The following is a 3,016-nucleotide window of genomic DNA, read 5'->3' as shown; positions in this document are numbered from 1 at the left end:
CGGCCTCGGCGGCCACGGCGGCAACGGTTACGGCGCGCCCGGCCTGGCGTTCGGGGGCAACGGCAGCCAGGGCGGCTTCGGCGGCCTGCTCTTCGGCATCGGCGGGGCGGGCGGCAACGGCGGCGCCGGGACCGTCCCCGGCGTCGGCGGCCAAGGCGGCTTCGGTGGGTATTACCTGTTCGGCCCTAACGGGGCGAACGGGTCACCGGGCTGATTTGCGACCGATCTACTCGAAGAGGCCTTGCACAATTGCCGTGGCAATGGCGTTGGCTAATGAGTTGATAATCGGATCGAGAATTGGCGCAAACAAAAAGAGTAGGAAACGGCCTATTAAGTTCTGCAGGTCGACCAAGAGCTGATTGAACCACTGGACCACCGGGTTGGCGGCGGCGACCGCAGCGCCGGCGACCGCTCCCGCGACCCCGCCCAGGGGCTGCATCACCGCGGCGTTTGCGGCCTCCGCGGTGGCGTAGGCGCCGGCTCCGGCCTGCAAGTTCTGCGTGAATTGCTGATGAAACGCCTCCACCTGCCCGGCGAGCGCCTGGTATTCCTGGCCATGCGCCGAGAGCAGCTGCGCCACAGCAGCCGATACCTGGTCGGCGGCCGCGGCCGGCACCGTGGCGGTCGTGGTGGCGGCGGCGGAGTTCGCGGCGCTTAGCGTCGAGCCGATATTCGCCAAATCCGTTGCGGCCGTGCTAATTAGCTCCGGCGCCGCGATCAAGCCCGACACTACCGTCCTCCTAGCGCCTCATCGAGCCATTCGAGATTGCAAAAGTATCGCCTGAAACCGGTGATTTTCACAAGTAGCCTTCCCGCTTTTACCCGGGCGGCAAGAAATCGCGAGCGCAAAATTCACTCTTACCTGCTAGCGGGTTCCGAAATGGTGGTTCCGCTCTCCCAGGCGGGCGCGCAGATCTTTCTCGAAGGAGACGACCGCGGGGTTCAGCCGCTCGGACCGCAGCCGCTCGAGATTCGGGGATGAGGGTGCAGATCACGTCGCCTGCGCTCGCCGCCTCGATCTCGCCGGGCTGGAAGCCGTCGGCCTCGGCCTGCTCCCGGGAGGCGTCGGCCCGGGCGAAGACGTCCACCGCGAGGCCCGAGTCGCGCAGGTTGAGGGCGCTCGATGCCATGGGCCCGAAAATAATTGTTCTCAACGACGCGGGATTGTGGTACTTTCGTCCTGTTTCTCACCGGGGGCTAGACGAATACCGGTGGGAGGCCATCGATGTCGTTTCTGTTCGCGGCGCCGGACATGGTGACGGACGCGGCAAATAATTTGGCGGCCGTCGGCTCCACGATCAGCGCCGCCAACGCGGCGGCGGCAGCTCAGGCGGCGGCTCGATCGGCGGCGGCAGCTCAGGCGGCGGCCACCACTAGCCCGTCCTAGAGCCTGCCGGCGGCGAAGCTGGCGGCCTGATCCACCAACCCCGAGTCGATGTACGACGGCTGCAGATGCGACGGCCAATTCAGCCCTCGCCCACAGATGGGGTCGCCCGGCGCGCACTGGTCGATCGTCTTACCGGCGAACGCGGGCGCGACTCCGTGGCTGCCGTTGCCGAACAGGGCGACCGCCGCGACGTGCTGATCGGCACCCGGCGGCAGCGGGTTGGTAAATCCGAACCCCGAACGGCCGCCGGTGACAAGGTCGGCCACCTCAGCGCCCAGCGAATAGCCGCCGAGCACGAGGCGCGTGTTCGGGCAATTCTTGGCCATGAATTGGACGTGGGCGCTCATGTCGTTGGCGCCGCTTCCGGTGCTGATGTTGGCGGGGTAGTTGACCCCATACACGCCGACCGACATACGGGTCTTGCCGCGCAATGAATTAACCAGCGCGTCGCCGACTGCGCCGACGCCGGGCGGTTCTTCTCGGCCGCGAGCGAAAACCACTTCGGCATCGGGGCATGCCGCCGATGCGAAAGGAACCCACGTCGCCAGCGGAACCGGCGCAACCATCAATGCCGCGGCGAGCGAAAAGCCGGCCGCCAAGCTGAGGACCCGGTGCGCGGAGGGCGTTATCGCGACAACCCCCATGATGCGATATTACTGACTTACTGACAGCGAGTCAGCCGTTCAAAAGTCAAAAGTCATCGTCCCGACGCCGCTGGGGCTGTAGCTGATGTAGACGGGTCCCTGCGCGAACGGCGCATATCCGGTATTCATCTGACCCGTCGCGACCTGAGGGCCGTTGGTCGCGGTCGTCGTGTACGAGTACAGCGGCGTCAGATCGTCCTTGGTGTAGACCGAAATGGTCGTTCCCGCCGGCACCATTCCAGAGGTCTGCCCGGTCCCCAGGATGGATGACGGAATGGATCCGTAGTTGCCACCGGAATCGACCAGCGCGAGAACTTGTTGCAGGGGCCCGTCATTGATCCGCACGTCAAAGGCGGTGACCGGCGCTCCCGTGACGGTGATTCCGGGTAGCGGATTGGGACCGAACTGCATGTAATGCTCAGGTTCGTCGATCAGCACACCCTGATTGAGTGGGCCCGGCAACGCCGTGATCACCGAGGTGGCCGGCCCCACCGCATTCGATCCGATGCCCAAGATGCCGGCTCCCCCACCGAAAACATCGCCGGTGAGCATGAGCCCGAGGCCGTTGAGAGATATTGGGAATTCAAATATTTCGACGCTCACGGGCGTCGGTGCGGTGACGAGCCCCCCACCGAAACTCACCGGCGCATTGAACGTGAGGTAGATGAAAGCGACCCCTTCGCCGTAGCTGACGAACCCGATCTGGGTTGGGAAGCCGAGCTGGCGCAGTCCGACGTCCCAGAACGGGATCAGCAGGCCGTTGGAGCCGGTGTCGACGGTCAGCGGGACACTCGGCCCGCCGTTGACGGAGACGCCGACCGTCGCGAACACACCGTTCATCTGCAGCGGCACGGTCCCGCTTTGCAATGAGCCGACGCCGGCGGCTCCGCCAGTGCCCAACAGCCACCCGCCGCGACCGCCGGCTCCAACGGCCTGCTGATCCCGTTCTGGGACGTCGGACTGCGCCAGCTCGGCTTCCCAACCC

Annotated in this window: 5 protein-coding genes and 1 pseudogene; 2 read left to right on the top strand and 4 right to left on the bottom strand. The window is 65.7% G+C overall.

Annotated features, from left to right (window positions below):
* Nucleotides 1–214, top strand: a pseudogene (locus tag A9X00_RS31435) (PE family protein); the annotation flags it as partial.
* Nucleotides 215–226: 12 nt separating this feature from the next.
* On the opposite strand, the gene A9X00_RS21420 reads toward A9X00_RS31435, so the two are convergent.
* Complete coding sequence (locus tag A9X00_RS21420; RefSeq protein WP_067158129.1) at nucleotides 227–730, bottom strand: PE family protein; 504 nt, start codon at nucleotides 728–730, stop codon at nucleotides 227–229.
* An 88-nt stretch (nucleotides 731–818) separates the two neighbouring features.
* A complete protein-coding gene (locus A9X00_RS32810) occupies nucleotides 819–1,130 on the bottom strand; it encodes a hypothetical protein (RefSeq protein WP_082975420.1) in 312 nt (103 codons plus the stop codon).
* A gap of 95 nt (nucleotides 1,131–1,225) precedes the next feature.
* Here A9X00_RS32810 and A9X00_RS30120 point away from each other — a divergent pair, with 95 nt between their 5' ends.
* Nucleotides 1,226–1,387: a PE domain-containing protein gene (locus A9X00_RS30120; RefSeq protein ID WP_082975419.1), complete on the top strand. Its 162-nt coding sequence runs from the start codon at nucleotides 1,226–1,228 to the stop codon at nucleotides 1,385–1,387.
* On the opposite strand, the gene A9X00_RS21415 is transcribed toward A9X00_RS30120, so the two are convergent.
* Both A9X00_RS21415 and A9X00_RS31430 read right to left on the bottom strand, forming a co-directional pair.
* Complete coding sequence (locus tag A9X00_RS21415; protein WP_067158126.1) at nucleotides 1,384–2,031, bottom strand: cutinase family protein; 648 nt, start codon at nucleotides 2,029–2,031, stop codon at nucleotides 1,384–1,386. The genes A9X00_RS30120 and A9X00_RS21415 overlap by 4 nt on opposite strands.
* 39 nt (nucleotides 2,032–2,070) lie before the next feature.
* The coding region (locus tag A9X00_RS31430) for a PecA family PE domain-processing aspartic protease (RefSeq protein ID WP_197515226.1) at nucleotides 2,071–3,016 on the bottom strand (946 nt) is incomplete at its 5' end.

Origin of the sequence: Mycobacterium sp. 1245805.9 (genome assembly GCF_001672915.1) — a bacterium.
In the GTDB taxonomy this organism is placed as follows: Bacteria; Actinomycetota; Actinomycetes; order Mycobacteriales; family Mycobacteriaceae; genus Mycobacterium.
This window is presented reverse-complemented; position numbering and strand designations above follow the sequence as displayed.